Consider the following 17,583-nt stretch of genomic DNA (forward strand, 5'->3'; position numbering starts at 1 on the left):
TTATGCGGTCTGTTCAATGGTGATTGATGAGGACACGGTCTGAGATCCGACGAGAATTTCTTCACCGTAATTAAGCTGAACCGGGTTGCCCTGATTCGTCGTGTTTTGTGGGCCGTCAAAGTAGGTCGCATCAGAGTTGTTAGCCGGCCCCTGTGCTTTCTTCGCTTGTGGGGAGAGAAGCCCCTGGACGCCGGCCATCAGGAGAGCTATGCCTAAAGGGGCCAGCGCTGGAATGAAAATCGAGGCAACCAAAAGTGCAGCCCCAACAACGGTTTCAAACCACGCAAAGCCCTTCCCGCCACTACCATGCGGAACTGGCGTGATGCGGATTTTGGCGATGTTGTCGCTTTCACCCATCATCTGAAACTCGGTTTCATCCATTGAATACTTGTGGCCCTGCTTGTTTGTAATCTGGATGTGGTACTTGCTAATCGACTTCGCGTGTTTGCGAATCCACGCCTTAAACCCAGGCTTATTGGCGTCGATCAAATCAAAGGCTTGTTTGGCGTTTCGGACGTTTAAATGCCAATGGCGACCGAAGTTGGTCGCCAGCGCACCGCCCAATTGAACGTGAACTAATTCAGACATTTCTCTTTCCCTGAAAGTAGATTCCGGTGGCGCAGGTGGTGCGTCACATGCTTTTTGTACATCCCACCAAAGACGGCTCGGCAGCTGAGACGGTCCTTGTGGTGATGGAGAATTTGGTCGTCACCGATGTAGACGGCGCAGTGATCCGGCATCTTTCCGTACTGCATGAAGAAGATGTCGCCCTTCTGAGGCTCCTCACCATTCGCCAGGCGAACCAGACCTTCACCAGCGAAGTTGTCGCCGAGAATGTCCACATCGCCTTCGCTCCAGTTGGGGATGCGAAACTTTTCGTGGAGGTTCAGGCTGATCCCAAATTCGCGGCCAAGATAGTCGCGACACAGGGTCCAGCAGTCGAAAACGCCGAACGCATAAATGCGGCCGGTGTAAGGCATCTCGAATCCTGTGGGATGGAAAACGACGGGACTTGAAAAGACGAAATCGACATCAATGCTGTCGTCGTAGTTTTTGTGAATGGCGGTAATAACCCAGGGCAGCTGCGTCGCTTCGCAGCCAGCCAGATCCGCTTCTGATGGTGTCGCGGGTTGGTCAGTGTGAGAGTGCCACACAGCCACCACATCCCCTTTATCCTCCGCAGCCATAACGTCGTCAGGGTGCATAACGAAACGCTCCTGTGGGTCTTCTGACGTGTTTCTGGCTTCAACGAAGAGATACTTCCCACCCGCGCCAGAAACGACAAAGCCACACGCTTCATTCGGGTAGTTTTTGGCAGCACAGGACATAAAGGCGCCAGATAGCGCCTCACCAATGATGAACTTGCTATCAAGAGACACGAGTGGCCCCCGGAAAACCGCCGAAGTGGATAATGCCGTTCGCAAAGTAGTTTTTACGGGCGCGGCAGGAGTCGAGACGTTTAGTGCAGTAGTCAGATCCAGAAATGGAGGTCTGCTTATCGTCTTTGTCGAAGTACGGACCCGTGTAACCACACTCTGTGCCGCGATATTTCCACGGGCAGGTGTTCTTGATGATCTGGCGATACGGCAGCTTCACGCCCATCAGTTCGAATACGCTGGACAGCTCGAACTCGACGACCTCGAAAGTCTCCAGCGTCTTTTGCTCGACGAACCAGCTTTCGTCCGGGAAGAACTGAGATGGATCGGCGGTTGGATTGACGCCACTTGAGAAGTTGACCGCATCGAGGAAGCGAGCCAGTGTGCGTTTACGAATGACGGTACAGCCGACCAAATCATCGTTAGCCTGGACTTCAGCTGAAATGCTTCCGCCAAAGTTCGCGATGGAAATTTTCGGTGAAGGCAGAGTGCCCTGCCCGGAGATATCGAACCCGGTCGCTTTGAGTGGCCAGGGCTCGTAAACCACGCCCTGCCAGACGATGCTGTCGCGGATCTCGTTCGTACCTGCGTGGAAATACCGCTTACCGCCAGAGGTGGTAACGGACATATCCAAAATGAAAAGCTCTATCACCGACGAAGGTGACAGGCTTTGTATTTCCTTTTTGATTCCCATAATCTTCCGTGAGTTAAGCCTTAATTTGATCCATGTTAATATGTAAGCACATACATATCAAGACTCAAAAACCTGTCTGAATGTGCAGGTCAACTTCGCCGCCCCTCTGTCGTACTCAACATCGTGGGTGTCGCAAACCACAATGATTGTCTGGTTGCGCGGCGTCTTCCAGTAGAACGATTCCACGCCAGCTCTCTTCGTCAGGAAAACGTCCATTTTCTCAACTTCCGATCGCTGCCTTTGGAACGTCAGGCTCCACTCTTCCTTCACGCGGTTGAGACCAATGGTCTGGCGTTGCTCATAGTCGTCACCGAACTTCAGTACGGTCACGTTCGGCTTTATGGTCTTTTTCGATTGCGAATCAGGGTTCCACCCAAATGTTTCTCTGGCCATTTCCTCATCCTTGAGTTGTGTGCCGCATCTCTGCGGCACTTTGGTTGTTAACGGTTGCCCGTCGTGTTTGCGTTAAGCGATCCGCCAGGTCGCTTCTCCTGACGGATGGTGTCGAGTGCGATCGCCTTCATCTTCTCAGCTGCATCCTTCCACCCCTGGGTCGAGTCAGCGCCGCTTGCAGAAGAGACACCGTCAGCCTGAACGTTGATGGAGATGGAAACAGGGGCCACCACACCAGCGCCAGCGCCAAGACCAGCTGTCTTTTCGGCGGACATCGTGACAGGAATGGACCGGCCGTCCGGCAGCGGGACATATGCCTCGTTATGAGAGCCCTCGCCGAAAAGCGCCAGCTGAGGCGACGTTGCAATCCCGCCCTTGGCATACTTGTGCAGCGGCAGAGCACCATCCGGCCCCATAATCCCGCCCTTGGCGAATTTATAGTTTGCCCCGGCATTCTGAATCGCCGTTCCGCCGCCAGGAGATTCACCAGAACCGCCGCCACTACCGCCGCCACTGAATCCACCACCGGCATATATCGAGGCGACCCCAGAAGCTACCGTACCCGCGAAGCCCAACCACTTGCTCGTTTTGGACGAGGAACTGGCTGACATTGCGGCGAAGGTGAACATCAGCGCATTGGAGGCGGTCTGTAGCCCCTTCATGCTGAAGATGTTCGACATGATCGCCTTGGTCTGGGAACCTACCGCCGTGCTCACATTGCTTAACGCACCGCCGACTCCGACCACCGCCGTCCCAAGAGAGCTCACACCCTCCGTCGTCGATGCGGTTGTCGAGCCTAACTTACCAACGGACTGCGAGGCCGTTTTGCTGTTGGTGGCCACGTTACCGTCGCCATTAACAACGTTGGTGCCGCCGCCATTCGTTGCTGCGCCAGAAAACAGAGAGACGCCCTGGTTAGCAAGAGACGACATCAGATTGCCTTGGCCCGTCTGCTGCATGGCCGTCTGTCCCGAGCCCATCCCCAACATGTTCATGAGAGGCAGTGTGATCTGGCTCTTCACGATCATTTTGGTGATGTCCTTCATAATCGACGAGGCGAAGTCACTGAAGCTCGCCTTGCCCGTCGAGAAGAACTCGGTCAGCGTGTCGGTCAAACCAGAGAAGGTATCCGCCCAAACGCTTTCAATCTGCGTAGCCAGATCGCCATACTCCAGCGCCAGCTTCTGCGTGGCGGTGCCGGTTTCTTTGATGAGCGCGACGTTGCCAGATTTAATCAGCTGATTGATCCGCTTGGTCGACTCTTCAACGTAAACCTGCATACTTGGGTCGTCTTTCAACTGACTCATGTACTGCTTGCGACGGCTCTCAAGCGCGTTCAGACTTTCGTCATACTTGGTCCTGAACGCCTCAACCTGCTCGTCTCTGGATTGCGAACCATCAAGCCCGGAACTAATGATACCGGCTGCATTTGGCGCGACATCGTCCAAATCTTTCTTGGCGGCCTTCTTCTCCAGTCGCTTCAGATAGTCAGGAGACAGCGTCTTCATTGTCTCCAGATACTCTTTCGCCTTGTCGATCATCTCCTGCGTGATGAGCTCGGTAGGGGAAGAGTTAGCCAGCTTCTCAAGCGACACGGACGTCTTCTCGACGTTCTGGGCAAACGAAACGGTTCTCTTAGAGCCCGTCTCCATCATGGAGATCATCTGCTCAGAAGAGTTCAGCGTCTTGTTGTAGCCATCAGCCTCTTTCTGAAGTTCCCTCTGCTTACGCTCGGCCGCCTTTTGCGCCTTGTTGTTAGCACTTTCTTCTTTCTTGCTTGCCGTTTCGGCTGCCTTTGTGCGGATCTGGGTGTCTCGCAAAATGGCAGCCGTCAACGCTTCCTCGGCTTTCTTACGCTGTTCCCCGGTTACGTTTGAGCCGTATTTGGAGATGATAGTCTCGTTGGCTCTGAACTGGTTAATGCCCTCGATGTCATTACCCAAAACATCCTTGGCGATCTGGCCATCTTCGCCGATGATGCTCGTTGCGCCGTTCTTGAAGTCGTTCTTAACTCTGGCTACGTAAACCTGGTGATCGGCTTTAGCCCCGGATGCGCTGGAATATTCGCCGCTGGCGTCAGGGATACCGTGGCGACTGTTTCGGGTATCTTTTTCCTTGTTGCGCATGTCGTCGAGCTGCTGCTTCGACTCTTCATAGTTGCTCGCGTAACCGTACTTTTGAGCGGTCAGGATTTTTCTCTGATCTTCACTCAGGCCAGGTTTACTCAGCGCCTCATCCAAGTTTTTAACCTGTGTGGCGACACTTTTAACCCGCGCTTCCATCTCGTCAGCGGCCTTCTTGTAGAGGTCGGCTTGAGCGTTTGCCTCTGAGCGGTTTATCTCATCCCGGCGCTTATCCTTCTCTTCCTTGGAGAGAGATTTGTCGGCGTCCAAAGCGATCCTTTTGGCCTCATTCTCTCGCATCTGACCTGCCGCGAATTTAGCCATACCGACATTGAGCCGCTTATCAATGTCTTCGAACACCGCCTTAGTTACGCCTGATGCCGTCTCCTTGGCCTTTATCTCGTCGCTTTTCGTGACCAGGCCAGTGTAGTCGCCATTTATCGCCTTGTTTGTTTTAACTCTGTTTTCGACATCTTTAACAGTCAGCTGTCTGCCCGTTGCGATGTCTGCCGGCAGAGCGTCCGCCGAGAGCTTGCCTGATTTGATTGACTGAAGAAGATTCTCGTCACGCTCAATCTCCGCGTTTCGCTTCTTGACATCGAGCATAATCTGAGTGCGCTGGACCTGCGTCATCGCTTCAGGCATCTTCTTGAGCTCTTCTACGGTCTGCGCGGTCTTATCTCTCAGCTTCTCCATCGCCCAAACGATAGCGCCGACGGCAGTCGATATCGCAAGCAATGCGACCCCAATCGGGTTGGAGACGATGAACGCAGACAGAGAAGCAAACGCCGCCTTAACTGCCGTCAGACCACCCCTGATCGAGAACAGGAGAGCCGGGATAGTCCCAAGTCCAAGCCTTGACGCTCGATTAAATCTGGTCACTGAGGTCGACAGGAGATTAAATGGAGCCTGTAATCCGGTTACGCTTTTACCGAGCACAGACCCCATCTGGCTGCCGACGCTAATCACCCCCAAGATCCCAGAGCGAAGCAACCTGAAGCCTACGAACGCCGCAATAGCTGCGCCGAGATTGATAATCAGCTCTCGATTCTGGACAAGCCACCTGGCCATAGACGTCAGAGACGTGATCGCGGTCGCCAGGTTTTGGCCCAGAGACGCGGCAAACATCCTGCCATCTGTGCTATTCATCAACGCGGTGATCTCGTTGAGACTCTTTGACATAGCTTCGAGATAGCCGGAATCGCCAACCGTCTTAGAGAACTGAATGAAGGCGGTCTTCATCTGAGCCAGGGCGCCAATGTAGGTGACCATCATGCTCTTCGCGGCGCCACGGTTCATGGCATCCATACCAACGAACATGAGACGCAAACCTTCCTGAGCATTCACTGTGCCGGTAGAGATCTGCTTTGTAAGCTCGGCTACAGTAACGCCCATGCCGTCCGCCATCGCCTTCATTGCGGTAGGAACAGCCTCACCCAGCTGCTGACGCAGCTCTTCCATCGAGATGACGCCTTTACCTGCCATCTGCTGGATAGCGACGGCTGCGCGGTCAAGCGTTTCACTACTGCCGCCGAATCGGGCAACGGAGTCGATCAGCGTCTTCCACGAGCCATTCGTCGGATCTAATCCTGCCGACTTGAATTTGACGAATGAGCCCGTCAACTCGCCAATCGCAAAAGGCGCACTTTTAGCGGTGGCGATGATGTAGTCCATATCCTTCGCCGCTGCGGCAAATGGATCGGCTGCATCCTTGTTTATACCTTGCAGAAGCATCTGCATCTTCTGCATTTCAGCTGCTGCCTCGATGATGGGCGCTTGCCAGCCAAACAGCATATCTCTGACGTTTCGGGCTGCATCACCCACTTCGCCTAAAGCAAAGATGGTCCCTATTACGCCGCCAAAAGAACTGCTACGGTGGTGACCGCCGCCACTACCGCCACTACCGCCACTACCGCCGCGACCGCCGCGACCTGGCCCGCCAACATCAGCACGTCCCAAACCCTTCAGCTCTTTCTGACGGTCAATGAGCGTATCCATCTGGCTGATGATTTCTTTCAGCGCGTCCTTCGCCTTGTCACCAGAGTCCTTCCAGCCGGCCAGTGCCTTTGTCGTATTGTTTAAGCGACGATTTGTGGTGGAGGCTTTCTTATTGAGATCGTCTACGTTCGCGGTCAGGTCGCGCGTAGACTTGCCTGCGTGGTTGGCATAATCACTGAAGTCGGAAAGTTCAGACTGAACCTTGCGCAGCTCACTCGCCATACCTTTCAGTGCGGTTGTGGTTTTGCCAACGCGGTCGTTGAATACTGTTAAGCTGTGACTGATTGCGGCAATGTGAGTACGAATATCACGAAGCGCATTGCCAGCGAGTTCGGCCCCGACTCCCAAATCCTGGAGTTCCGAGGCCGCTTTACCCACTGCTACGGTGAAGATTTTGATGTTTCGCGTCAGAGAGTTGACAGAAACATCAAGGTTGGAGATTTTCTTGGACGCTAAACCCGCATCCACACTCAGCTGTTTGAGTAACTTCCCGGCATTTTTAGCTGATACCTCGAACTCCTTATCATTGAGGATCAGCTTAAAATCTACGATATTGTCGGACATTCCCTATCCTTTTCCAAAGACTGCCATTAATTGCGCTTTGGCGTCAGGGTCTGCTTTGACTCGTTCTGGGTTGTACACCCTATCAGTGATGACAGGTCTTCCAATCCTTAGCTGCAAACCCTCCATGAACGCCTTAGCATCTTCAACACCGGCCTGAGCGACCCTGGCGACCTGAAAATCTCTCAAGTCGCGCTCTGACTGGATTCGTTCGATGTTTCGACTCATCATCCAGAATGTCTCAAGCGGTATTTCCAGTAGTTGTTTCGGTGGCAAGGAGTAATAAGCAGCTACACGACTGAAATAGAACCCGAAGTCGATGGACAAAACCACCTCATCGGATTCATCGCGGGTTTCTACTTTACTTCGTCGCCAGCGGCGGCTTCGTTCGTTTCATCCGCAACGTTCAGTGCGAAGGTGAAAATTTGCTGAAGGTTGATAACGGAGAGATCGTCCAACACATTCTGCGGCAGAGAGGGGATCAGCTTCTGAACCAGAACCGCATACGCAGCAACCTGATCAGCAATGCTCATGGATTCAATTTCGCTACCTTCGAAGCGCTTAATTTCCGCGAACAGACCTACACTCATCTCTACAATCGGATATTGCTTTCCGCCGATTTGAACCTGCTTAACGGCGGGAACCAGCGTGTCCAGATTTAGTAACTTAGCCATACTTTTATCTCGTTAAAGAGGCCCATTTCTGGGCCTTGATTTGATTAAGATGCCGTCACAGTCACGGTAGACTTGGCAGAGAAGCCACCATCTTTCGTAACAAACGTCACCGTTGCATTACCGGCGGCAACCCCTCTCACAACGCCCTTGGTATCAACGGTTGCGATGGCAGGGTTACTGGATGTCCAGGTGCCGGTTTGATCGTCAGCGTTAGACGGGGAAACTGTTTTGGCCAGCGTGGTCGTTGCACCGACCCTGACCGACGCAGTTGCCGGCGCCACAGTCACACCCGTCACACTTACTTTGGGCTGGTGAGGCTACCCAAAACACCAGCGTCATCCGGGTACGCATTGAACTCGACAGAGAACACGCGGACGTCATCGAACTTATACGCCATAGTGAAGTTGCCGGCGGTGGCCGCTTTCGGCAGGGTCAGAATGAAGTCGGTGCCATCCTGCGGGGTAAGAACCAGCTGCTGCGCCACGTCGATCAGATTCACGCTCTGAGCGGTGGTGATGGAGATGGATTTCTTATCCGTGCTAATGGTAGAGCCAGGCATCAGGTTGACGATGTTCTCCAGAACGCTTTCGGCCAGCGGAACGGTAACTTTGACGTTACGACCCTGAACCAGCTCGGACAGAGTGGTCTGGCCCTGCTGGTCGACGGTGACTTTCAGCGTCTCGGTGGAAATCTCTACCTCAACACCGCCTTTGGTGTAGCCAAGATCGGTGCCGCCGAAAGAAACAGCACAGGCGCCTAACTTGATATTCTTTACATGGGTATTAGCCATTGTCGGTAAACTCCTTTTACCTTTAATTGTGGGTGCTTAATCTAAAGCACGGTAAGTATACACATACTTATAAAACCATTACAACAAATGGGCGGCAAACTCAACGGAAATTCCCACCTCAAACAGAGATGCATCGTTCCTTGGGAATAAAGTCGGCAAATTCAGCGGCCTGACGTAACGAAAACGAACACCGGCCTCTTCCTCATCCCACATCGGCAAAGCGGCCATAATCAGGTCAGCTCGCTTCATTGCAGCGCCGATACTGGCGTCCCGGACTACCACAATCATATTGTCCTGATAGAAGTCGTGCAGATCCCCATCAATCTCAATGCCTGTAGTCACCACCATGACGCCAGACTTTACCTCCGCCCCCATCGCATTAGCGAAGATGGTCTTTCCCACCTTGCCAACACCCTTCTTTTCCAGCAATGTCGCGAACTGTTCTACGATCACGTTATCTCCTTCGGCCGAAGCCGGCCTTCTGTGCGCTGTCGGCGATGATCCGCCTCATTTCATTTCGGATAAACTCGGCAGTCCTGTCCATGAAACGTCGGCCAACCTTCCTGCTAAGCGCATTCCCACCCTGTTTAAGCCTGGAACGAGCCCCCAGACTGTATCGGCCAGACTCCATGTACTCTGCGTAATCGCCGACCTTTGCATCACCAGTGTACCGGCGGCCGCCATTTAGAGAACCCACCCTATCTCTGTCTTTCATCACAACCAACTCGATTGACAGACTGGCAAGGTCGCTTCGGTTAACCCGCGCGTAAATGCTGTTCTCCAGCGATCCGGTTTCGTATGGCGCCAGGGCTCTTGCGAGCCTCTGCGCGGTTACGGCCAGCTTGGTCATGTCGTTAATCAGGCTTCGCTTGTAGGCTTTCTGGGAGTTCGTCAGGCGATCGGCCAGACGGCCCAGCTTGCCTACGTTGTACTCTAAACCCATATTGACGCTCCCACTTCGAGATGACCCGGCCTCCCTCGTAACCCGAATCGCTTGTGGATCATGTCGACGCGCAGCTTCACGCCATCCACCAGCATAATGTCGCCCTGCTGAACCTTCGATTCGAGCGGCGTGACCATTACCGCATCAAACTCTTCCTGCTCCGCCTTTCCACGGCTGGCCGAACTATCCGCGCGGACGGATGACTTCTCGACCGAATCGGCGAAACGAACCATGCCCAACTTTATGCGACCGACAAACCTCAACTGCGACTCCCCGTACACATCCAGCTCCTTGCTCTTTCGGTAAAGAGAGCCTTCCAACTGCCACGCTACGTTCATTGCGCCTCCCTGCGATTACGAACGATTACGAGCGACGAACAACTGTTCGGTTATTGAGATACTTCACCAGCAGCCGCCACGTTGTGCGATTGACGGTAAGATTCGCTGCCTTACCCTGACGATAAGCAATGGTCGTTTCCCCAATGGACTCGGATACGATGCCCTCATCACGAGCGGACTGTGAATCGGTGGTTGAAGCAATCTCGGCAACCTCGTTGACTGTAGCCACCAGCAACGTCTTCTTGAAATCATCCGGTAATCCTGCATACAGCTCTGGTGACATTTTGCTCCAGTCAATCAGGTCCATACGATACTGGCCCTCCTGACCCCAATAGACGTTATGAACATTCAGCATGTTCATCGGTCGGTCGTAGTCGTCGTAATCAACGCCAAAGATGCGGCGGATGGAGAAAGGCATCTGCTTCAGCCTGACGGTCGCTTCAATCAGCAAACGACGCAGCTGGACCCGGCTCATATTCAGGATCACATCACCTTTAACCATATCGATAGCGTACATTGCCGCGTCATCGAGCGTGGCAAAGGACTGCTCAAAAACGGCCAGTTCAAAGTTGTTCAACAGGACGTAAACATTTTCGAACTCGACCGTAGTGGTTCCGGTGGTGGCCTTCAGTTTCACGCGACGTAATGCCCGGTCCGCATCCCCGATTTGGTTCACTTCCGCCGGGATCGCCACCTGAACCGAGTAATCAGAATCCAGCGTGGCGGGTTGTTCAGATAACAAGGTGTTTCCTGCGTTATCAAACACTGAGTAGGTCAGAGTATCGACCGTCAGCATATCTACAGAGAAGGTCATATTGACCGTCTGGTTGCTTTCGAACGCCCCTAACATAGCCATCAGACGCCGCCTTGTGCTTTCATGATGCCGTCGATCATCTCAACGATACCCTTCGCTTTAACGCCCAGGCGGTTACCGACTACACGCAGACCGGAGATCCCCTGCTCGTCCGCCAGCGACTCCAGCTCTTCGCGGGTGAACTTTGGTACTTCTGGCTCTACCACGCCACGCTGCATAGGAGCGACGTCGGGCGCTTTGGGCTCGTTGGCAAGCACATCTTCAAGCGAGACGTTGTGACGCTCTGAGAACTGCCCTGACGCGCTCACGTTGCGCCCTTCGATGGTTTCCGCACGCATCGACGCGCAGATACGCTGCTGATCCACAAACGGTAGCTCTTCGACAGAAACACCATCTTCGAACTGAACGCCACAAAGCAGACCGGTGTATCCCTTAAAGGTCGATTCCAGCAACTTCACTTTTGCACTTTTCATTTTCTATCCCTGAATATGGGCGCCATATGACGCCCTTTTGGTTAAACCTGGACTGTCTCTGGATTGTTTACGGTGATAGCCGCTTCGCCGAATACAGAGCCGTCATTGGCTACCAGACGAATCTTCACACTGCCTTCATCGATACCCGTCACCAGGCCAGACACATCGACGGTCGCAATGCCGGAATCTTCAGTAACCCAATGGTAAGAGCGGTCGGTGGCGTCATCAGGCTTAATAGAGCCTGCCAACTGAACCGTATCACCCACCACCACAGTCGCCGTCTTCGGGGCAACCGTTACGCTCTGGACGTGAATTACAGCGGCTGCATCGACGTATGGCTTAGACTTGAAACAAGCCTTCAGTGCGCCCTGGGCTCGCTCGGACATTGGGCTGTCTGAGATGGAGTTGGTGAACGATGTACGAAACATCGACCCGGTGTAATCGTCAAAAGGTTCTGACGTGATCTGCATCTTTTGCTCTGGCACTTGATTCTCCCGTTTTCTTCAAAAAAAAAGGGCGGGCGAAAGCCCACCCCCTTTAGGTATGTATGTATTTACATACCAGACAATTAAATCTTAACGCCGGTCAGCGCCGCGATCGCTTTGTCGTGCTTGTTCACCAGACCGCAGTACCATTTAACACGGGTACGGATGGCGTCTTTGTTCTGAACGGTGCCGATATTCTCAACAACGATACCAGCGTTATCACCGCCGTAGATACCGGACAGGCCGTTCTCTTCGGACATGTGCAGACCGTAGATGGAAGCAGCGCCGTCGACAACCGGGATGAAGTCGTTGATGATGATCGGAACGCCGTTGTGGGTCAGCATCGGACGACCGAAGTTGGCCACCATGATTTCGGACGGGCCGACGTTCACGGTACGCAGCAGAGCGCGGTACGCACGAAGGTGCTCGGAGCGCATCATCAGACAGTCGGCGCCCAGGTCTTTAACCGCATCCACCAGTTCATCGAACATGGAGAAGGTCATGGACGCATTGGCGGCGATCGCCTGGTCAGCAGCCATCAGCTTGCCGATACCATTGAAGGATTTCGGATCTTTGGTTTCGTCACCCAGAATCAGGTTACGACGGAACGCGCGGGCCAGACCTTTAACTTTGGAAGAAATCTGAATAGCCATCTGGCTATTGGTGTCCGCCATAGTGGAGGCCAGGAACTTATCAACGTCCACATCGCCAGCCATGATACGCAGCTTCGCGGTGTGCTCGGTGAAGGTTGCTGCGCCTTCAGCGATCACATCGTTCACGTCGATGAAACCGGCTTCGGACAGGGTTGCTTCACGGTTGTACAGATAGGCTTTGCTGTTCACTTTGAAGAACGGCAGAACCGCAAACAGGTCTTCGCGATCGATAATGGTTTCGATAACGCCCTGCTCAAGTTCGTTATTACTCAGCTTTTCAGCTTCTTCCCGCAATAATGGCATCTCAATATATCCTTATATTTAGAGATTACTTACCTAATTTACCCAAGCCCATTGCCAGCTTATCCAGTGCTGATTTAGGCGCTTCGGTTGTGACTTTGGTGGTGGCTTTGGTCTGAGAGCCAACGCCAGGCTTCGCTTCGCTACGCAGCAGAGCGTCAGCCTCTGGATCTGCACGTAATACGCGCTCGATAGCCAGTTCAAAGCTCAGAGGGTTGCCGCTTCCGTCAACGAGGATGGTGCGGTCTTTCGCGCCAGCAGGTTTGTCATAACCGACAACCTGACCGTCTTCATTAACTTCAAAGTGGCTACCGTAAATCACTCGCGCTTTAGCCGGGGTCATCAGAACCTTTTCGCGCAAGAAATTGGATTCACCGAAAGAGGTGCCGACGGTTTTCTCAATCAGGCCGCGCTTCAGTGAATTGGCTTCGTTTTGGGCCAGTTCGAGTTGAGCTCGCAGGTCTGCGACTTCCGCATCATGCGCTTCAACCATTTGCTTTTTGACCGCGTCAAACTCACCGCGACGTAACAGCTCAGCTTCTTCGGAAGCCTTACGCTGTTTTTCAGACTCTGCTTCCGCCTGAAGCAGCGCTTTCACACGTTCAGGATCGACATCGCCAAACTGAGCCAGCTTCTCTTTCAGAGTCTGCTCGTTACCTTTGCGCTTCATGCTTTCCTTCAGCAGATCCGCAGAGTTTTTACGCTCTTCTTTCAGGCGAGCAATGAGTTCTTCTTGAGACAGGCTATCAAATTCACCGGCATGGTCGGTGCTCTTCTGGCCAGGTTCTACAGGGGTAACTTCCACTTTATCGGCGCCAGCGCCGCCAGGCAGCTCCTCTTTCCCTGCTACATCCATATAGCCGGTAAAGCCGTGCATCAGTTGTTGAATTTTCCACAGAGGCATAACAATTCCTTTTGTATTATCCGCTATCCAGTTTCTCGGATGGCAAACCCTCAATCCTTGAGGCTATCTTGGTTCAGTTTCTCGAACCGGATGGAGTATGTATTCATTTACATACGATGGCGTAATGGAATCACATAAAAATGGCTAATGCAAGAAAATAAATAAAAAACCCGTCAAAAGACGGGCTGTTTTTAATCTTTCTTGCGAACCTTATCGTTTTCGGCCTTCTTGTCGCTCTCTTCCTTGGTGGCAGAGGTAGTCGGCTCGGGCTTCTTCGCTCCGCCAGCTGGTGCTGGCTCAACCGGCTGCGGCGGGTACTTCTTCAGGTCGCTGTCGATTTCCGCTTTTCGCTCTTTGGTCAGATTCGGGAAGACCTTATCGAGCAACAGCTCCATCTGGTAACGACGGGCTGAATCCGGTGCGCCCAGCAGCTGGAGATTGGTCGCCACGCCAAACTCGTCCGTCAGACCGCGAATGTCGAAGCTCTCCGGGTATGTCAGCAGCCGTTCCGTGTCAATGTCACCAACACCCATCCATTTCGCCGCCAGTTCAATCATACGGGCTTCTGCCAGCTTCAGGCGGCCAGATTTCGCCACCAGCAACGAGTTCACGCGCTGGAAGTCGTACATCTTCGCCGCGCCAGAAGAGTTGTCGATGCCGGCGGCATTATCCTGCTTGGTGCGCTCACCTGCGACGCCCACCGAATGGTAGATTTCGTTGATGATCTGCTGAATGGCCTGAATGATGATGCTGGCTTGCTTCGGATCTGGCGACAGATAGAACGGCTGCGCCCCATTCTCACCGTCAAAGGAGAAAACGCGCTTGGTCCCCATCTCCATCACCTTTGCGTGATTCTCATCGCCTGGCAACATCGCCTGAACCGGTATGGCCAGCTGCGAGAAGGTCTGGTCCTGGATGATCGCATCAAGGTTGGACAGATAGTTCGCTACCGCCCGGTCCAGATACGCAATGTCGTCAATCAGCGATGGGCTGAAGTACGGCGATTCACCCTGCCCGGAACAATCCAGCGGGAAGACCGGCACGACGCCAAGATTATGATCGCCACTGCCGTCCAGAACGACTTTAGGCAATCCACCAGCGCGTTTACCTTCCTCACGGAAAAGATACCACTGCTTGCGGGTCCAGAGACGATAACGCAGGAACTCTTTGCCGGACGATGTGAAAGGATCTGCATCATCACGCGCCACTTCGCAGATAAGCGCCCAGATAAGCTGCCCGTCGTCGTCATACGCGCAGTCGAGCAACTGCTGCGGAGAAACCCAATAAGCGTATGCCCGACCATTCTGCTTCTTCTGGTCGGCCACGGACTCAACGTCACCAGACAATGTGCTGTCGACAACAATCCAAATCCGCCCGTAGATGGATGATTGCAGGTCCAGCTCCGCCATAAACTCGTCAATGGTGACGCCCTGGCGTGTTGCCTTCAGCCAGAAGTTTTTAATTGCCTCCGGCGCATCATCCTCGGTTCGGGTGATCCCCTCTTTGAAGAGGTATTTGTTGATCAGATTGACCACTTCGCGCGAATGGTTGAAGCGGTAAGCACGTTCAACGCGCTCGCGATACTCTTCGTCACCTTCTTTGAAGTAGCGGAAGATATTGTGCTTGAACCACTCGCGGCCACCGACGTAGGTGGCGGCGATGAAGTCCCAATGTGCCTTTCTCAATTCATATTCAGGGTGTCGGCGCTTCACCAGTGCCTGAATATCCTTACTTGTTAATCCCATTTCGCATCCTTGCTATGTATGTATGTGTTTACTTATCTACTGCCGCCAACAATAACACGATTTTTCACCGGGTATCTACGGTGTACCGGATAGCCCAGGGCGTCGGCGCTGTGCTCCACATTGCCTGTTTTATCGATATCACGGCTGCCAGGCTTGTAAATCACCTTCTCCAGAGACTCAATCAGGTGCTTACATTTCGGGTCAATATACAGTCGTACCTCCCCGGATGCCGTCATCAGACGACGGTTTACGGCGTTCACACGGTCAGCGATAGGCGGGTGCTTTTTCGGGTGATCGATTCTCAAAAAGCCTTTCTCTTTGAAAATGTCGGTATCCGATTCACCGCGAGCGTGCTGGCGATATGCACCGGCCGGGTCAGGGAAGACGGTAATTTGCGACTTCTGCCGCCAGTAGCGTCTTTCCAGCTCATCGCAGACTTCTGCCGTGTTTGAAGAGAACAGCACGATCTCATCAATCGCCCACAAATCCCCGTTCGGCTGCGGCTGCAATATCACAGACGACATTGGGTCGATGTTGAAGTCCTGACCTACCCAGACTGGAAGACGACTGTCGAACGCCAGCGGCTTAACGTGGATATCACGGTCAAACGGATAATAAACACGACCGGACATATTCTCGAACGACGCCAGGTATTCCTGCGCGAACGATTTCGGGTCCATATCGTTTTTCGCGGCTTCAACTTCGCTCTCTGGTACGAACGGAGAGTCCGCCGTCACGAACTGCCAGCTTTTCCACTGGCCCCGCGCTTGCATCGTCTCGTCCTGACCGATCTGCCACAGCTTGTGGAACTCAGAGAAGCCTTTCGGCGTACCGATGATGAGCGCACCGCCACGAGTAGAGGACAGCGTCGGACGAAGTACCTTGTACCAGGTGTCCGGCTTCATATCCTGAAACTCATCGAGAACGACGAAGTTCAATGCAACACCGCGCAGGGAGTCGGGCTTATCCGCCCCCTTCAGCGAGATCTCGCTACCGTTCCTCAACACGATGGTCATCGTCGTGTCGTTCTTTTTCATAATCCACTTGCGCGGTATCGCCTCATTCAGCGCGTCCCACAAGATCTGCCTCGCCATCTGGTAGGATGGCGCGATGTACCACACTCGCTGCTTACGGTCCTTGGCCGCCGCTCGCATGATCATCGAGATGGAAAGCATCGACTTCCCCCAACGACGACCAGCACACACCACCTTAAAGCGGTGCGGCGCCTTGAATACCTTCATCTGCCCGGAATGCAGCTGAATCAGGCTTAACGAACTTGGAAGGGCCATTACTCTTCCCCTTCCTCGTCGTCCTCACTCTCGTCGTCCTCATCCGGGATTGCGCCGAGCGATTTCTCAAGCTCTTCGAGCTCTTCAAGATCGTCAGACAGAGAATTACCTTCGTCCATCTTCCTGAGCTCTTGAACCTGCGTCGGCGTCAATTCACCGAAGACCAGATTCGGAATTTCATCGCCTGCCATTTCTTCTCGTTCCAGACCTAAAGCGCGACTGGAGATGTCGAAACATTTGCCGATGATCGCTGAGGCGCGTTGAAGTGACTTTAGGTTATCCTCGATCACCGAAAGCGGCCGACTTTCACTCCTGGCCGCGTGAATCTCTTTCATGGTCAAACCGGCGATCTGGTTGGAGATTTTATCGAAGCTGTCTCTCCGGTCCTCCACCAGCTTTGCTCGCGCCAGCGCTCGCTGTTCCGAATCGGACTTCAAAGACTCACGGATCATGTCCGAAACAGAGTCTGAGCCTTTGGAAATGCCTTTCTTCTTGAAGTAACGAGAGAAAGTCTCGGTTCTGAGCCCATACTCTTCTTCCAGAGCCGAAAGGGTGTATTCACCTGATTTCCATTTAACTTCAACTTCAACCCATTGAGCTGGGGTGAGTTTTTTCTTTACTTCGGTACTCATCTTGCCATCCTTAGCCTTATGGTTCCTTTACGCCTAAAACATCCTGTTTTCGCGATAAAAAAGACCTAGCTCTGTATATATTTAATAACTTTCTTTTAAGATCCTTTAAAACATATAGGGGTGTTCGACGTTAGATCCGCATCAACTTCACTTTCGCTCGGCCGATAGCCGTCAACCCCAAAACTCGACGCTGGCGGCCGTCCGTCGCGCGTTGACGGATGCCATGCTTCTCGACCAGACCTTTCTTAATCAGGATACGAATCGAAAACTGAATGCTCTGTTTGGTTGTTGTGTAGGGCAGCAGCTCAAGCAACTCATCCAGATCAAGCAGCTCGTCTCTTTCGTGGCCCAAACTCAGTGTCCTGATAATGTCTTTTTGTTTGTCGGTTAAGGTCATC

Annotated in this window: 19 protein-coding genes and 1 pseudogene; all 20 read right to left on the reverse strand. The window is 53.2% G+C overall.

The genetic code is table 11. The features are described 5' to 3' along the window. The 20 genes and pseudogenes from ACKLKD_RS11330 to ACKLKD_RS11425 all read right to left on the reverse strand — a co-directional run bounded on the left by ACKLKD_RS11330 (position 1) and on the right by ACKLKD_RS11425 (position 17,582). Positions 1–588 (reverse strand): tail assembly protein, encoded by a 588-nt coding sequence (locus ACKLKD_RS11330; RefSeq protein ID WP_049140293.1) that lies wholly within the window; start codon positions 586–588, stop codon positions 1–3. Continuing rightward, positions 576–1,328 (reverse strand): C40 family peptidase, encoded by a 753-nt coding sequence (locus tag ACKLKD_RS11335; RefSeq protein WP_049140329.1) that lies wholly within the window; start codon positions 1,326–1,328, stop codon positions 576–578. Before ACKLKD_RS11335 ends, ACKLKD_RS11330 begins: the two co-directional genes overlap by 13 nt. 40 nt (positions 1,329–1,368) lie before the next feature. Continuing rightward, the gene (locus ACKLKD_RS11340) at positions 1,369–2,070 is read right to left on the reverse strand and encodes a phage minor tail protein L (RefSeq protein ID WP_049140291.1); all 702 of its coding nucleotides are present in this window, start codon (positions 2,068–2,070) and stop codon (positions 1,369–1,371) included. Positions 2,071–2,127: 57 nt separating this feature from the next. Continuing rightward, positions 2,128–2,463, reverse strand: coding sequence for a phage tail protein (locus tag ACKLKD_RS11345; RefSeq protein ID WP_049140289.1), 336 nt, complete (start codon positions 2,461–2,463; stop codon positions 2,128–2,130). Positions 2,464–2,510: 47 nt separating this feature from the next. Then, positions 2,511–7,148 carry a tape measure protein gene (locus tag ACKLKD_RS11350; protein ID WP_087804861.1) on the reverse strand — a complete coding sequence of 1,546 codons (4,638 nt, stop codon included), beginning with the start codon at positions 7,146–7,148 and terminating at the stop codon, positions 2,511–2,513. 3 nt (positions 7,149–7,151) lie between these two features. Then, a complete protein-coding gene (locus ACKLKD_RS11355; RefSeq protein ID WP_049140328.1) occupies positions 7,152–7,376 on the reverse strand; it encodes a hypothetical protein in 225 nt (74 codons plus the stop codon). A gap of 125 nt (positions 7,377–7,501) precedes the next feature. Next, positions 7,502–7,819 carry a hypothetical protein gene (locus ACKLKD_RS11360; RefSeq protein WP_087804859.1) on the reverse strand — a complete coding sequence of 106 codons (318 nt, stop codon included), beginning with the start codon at positions 7,817–7,819 and terminating at the stop codon, positions 7,502–7,504. Between the two features lie 44 nt (positions 7,820–7,863). Continuing rightward, positions 7,864–8,609 (reverse strand): annotated as a pseudogene (locus tag ACKLKD_RS11365) (Ig-like domain-containing protein). A gap of 78 nt (positions 8,610–8,687) precedes the next feature. Next, on the reverse strand, positions 8,688–9,062 hold the full coding sequence (locus tag ACKLKD_RS11370) for a minor capsid protein (RefSeq protein ID WP_049140283.1): 375 nt from the start codon (positions 9,060–9,062) through the stop codon (positions 8,688–8,690). 1 nt (position 9,063) lies between these two features. After that, on the reverse strand, positions 9,064–9,552 hold the full coding sequence (locus tag ACKLKD_RS11375; RefSeq protein ID WP_049140281.1) for a hypothetical protein: 489 nt from the start codon (positions 9,550–9,552) through the stop codon (positions 9,064–9,066). Next, positions 9,543–9,890 carry a hypothetical protein gene (locus tag ACKLKD_RS11380; protein WP_064186111.1) on the reverse strand — a complete coding sequence of 116 codons (348 nt, stop codon included), beginning with the start codon at positions 9,888–9,890 and terminating at the stop codon, positions 9,543–9,545. The genes ACKLKD_RS11375 and ACKLKD_RS11380 overlap by 10 nt, the downstream gene beginning before the upstream one ends. A 25-nt stretch (positions 9,891–9,915) precedes the next feature. Next, complete coding sequence (locus tag ACKLKD_RS11385; RefSeq protein ID WP_049140277.1) at positions 9,916–10,746, reverse strand: hypothetical protein; 831 nt, start codon at positions 10,744–10,746, stop codon at positions 9,916–9,918. Continuing rightward, entirely contained in the window at positions 10,746–11,177 is a 432-nt protein-coding gene (locus tag ACKLKD_RS11390) for a hypothetical protein (protein ID WP_087804857.1), read from the reverse strand. Before ACKLKD_RS11390 ends, ACKLKD_RS11385 begins: the two co-directional genes overlap by 1 nt. A gap of 41 nt (positions 11,178–11,218) precedes the next feature. Further along, positions 11,219–11,662 (reverse strand): Ig-like domain-containing protein, encoded by a 444-nt coding sequence (locus tag ACKLKD_RS11395; RefSeq protein WP_087804855.1) that lies wholly within the window; start codon positions 11,660–11,662, stop codon positions 11,219–11,221. A gap of 83 nt (positions 11,663–11,745) precedes the next feature. Further along, on the reverse strand, positions 11,746–12,618 hold the full coding sequence (locus ACKLKD_RS11400; protein WP_087804853.1) for a major capsid protein: 873 nt from the start codon (positions 12,616–12,618) through the stop codon (positions 11,746–11,748). Positions 12,619–12,643: 25 nt separating this feature from the next. Next, a complete protein-coding gene (locus ACKLKD_RS11405) occupies positions 12,644–13,519 on the reverse strand; it encodes a DUF6651 domain-containing protein (protein ID WP_064186109.1) in 876 nt (291 codons plus the stop codon). A 191-nt stretch (positions 13,520–13,710) separates the two neighbouring features. Beyond that, complete coding sequence (locus ACKLKD_RS11410; RefSeq protein WP_087804851.1) at positions 13,711–15,264, reverse strand: phage portal protein; 1,554 nt, start codon at positions 15,262–15,264, stop codon at positions 13,711–13,713. 32 nt (positions 15,265–15,296) lie between these two features. Continuing rightward, positions 15,297–16,553: a phage terminase large subunit gene (locus tag ACKLKD_RS11415; protein ID WP_049140267.1), complete on the reverse strand. Its 1,257-nt coding sequence runs from the start codon at positions 16,551–16,553 to the stop codon at positions 15,297–15,299. Beyond that, positions 16,553–17,185, reverse strand: a complete 633-nt coding sequence (locus ACKLKD_RS11420; RefSeq protein ID WP_049140266.1) for a hypothetical protein — start codon at positions 17,183–17,185, stop codon at positions 16,553–16,555. Before ACKLKD_RS11420 ends, ACKLKD_RS11415 begins: the two co-directional genes overlap by 1 nt. 130 nt (positions 17,186–17,315) lie before the next feature. Then, entirely contained in the window at positions 17,316–17,582 is a 267-nt protein-coding gene (locus ACKLKD_RS11425; RefSeq protein WP_049140264.1) for a hypothetical protein, read from the reverse strand. Position 17,583: the final 1 nt, after the last annotated feature.

Source organism: Klebsiella sp. 10982, assembly GCF_048589245.1.
GTDB lineage: Bacteria > Pseudomonadota > Gammaproteobacteria > Enterobacterales > Enterobacteriaceae > Klebsiella > Klebsiella quasivariicola.